Origin of the sequence: Paenibacillus rigui (genome assembly GCF_002234615.1) — a bacterium.
GTDB classification, from domain to species: Bacteria; Bacillota; Bacilli; order Paenibacillales; family NBRC-103111; genus Paenibacillus_S; species Paenibacillus_S rigui.
On sequence record NZ_NMQW01000084.1, the window covers coordinates 1 to 893 of the forward strand.

Consider the following 893-nt stretch of genomic DNA (forward strand, 5'->3'; position numbering starts at 1 on the left):
TCTGCTCTTCGATCTTATACTGCTCTTCGATCTTATACTGCTCTTCGATCTTATACTGCTCTTCGATCTTATACTGCTTTTGAAACCCCTTTCATAATGATGGTGTGCCACACCAAATTAAGCTCTTTTCTTGAGGGGGAGAATGTCATATAACGTTCTTGTATTCACGATGCCCCACCGGCTTAAGGACCATAGGTCCGGCTGCGCTTGCGCAGTTAGCCGGTGCGGGTATGTCCGCTGAATATACTTCCTCGAATTTTCATCTTGCGGACCGAGGGGCGTATGCCCCGAAGCGTGAATACGGTGTTATCAGAAGTACTTGCCTTCTTGATTTGGCCCTCAAATTTTCTCTAATAATTCTTCTAATATATCTTCAAGCTCTTCATATTTTTCATCGTCAGTTGGACTATTCTTCATTCTTTCTAAATCTGTTTTTAAATCCTTTAATACATGTTTAGGTAATTTATTAATTAAGCCGTGTAGTAAAAAATATTTCCAAGTTCCATCATTTGTATTAAGAACATTCTTAATATATGGTATTAATTGTTCCTGAAAGCTCAAAAGTAAAGTTTCTATTTCTTGTGCAATTGGCCAATTCATATCTTGTAACCATTCCAAAAGTTCAGGTAATATTGGTTTGATTTCCTCAAGATTCAGTTTCTTTAATTTCTCTACACTTTCAAAATCGAATTTGTGTTTAGGAATTAGTATTTTAATATCCATTGGATGGACCTCTCCAATATCGGTTTAGGTTTAGGTTTAGGTTTAATTTAACTCTTTATTAAACTGCAAGTATTTCTGATAACGTTACTGTATTCACGAACCCGAGAGGCTTAAGGCGCACCAGCGCCGGGTCGAAGACTTAGCCTCGCAGAGGTTGTCTGCCTGAATCC

General features: G+C 38.1%; 1 protein-coding gene. It reads right to left on the reverse strand.

Annotated features, from left to right (window positions below; translation table 11 throughout):
• Positions 1-339: 339 nt before the first annotated feature.
• A complete protein-coding gene (locus CF651_RS31640) occupies positions 340-723 on the reverse strand; it encodes a DUF5071 domain-containing protein (RefSeq protein WP_094018854.1) in 384 nt (127 codons plus the stop codon).
• Positions 724-893 lie beyond the last annotated feature (170 nt).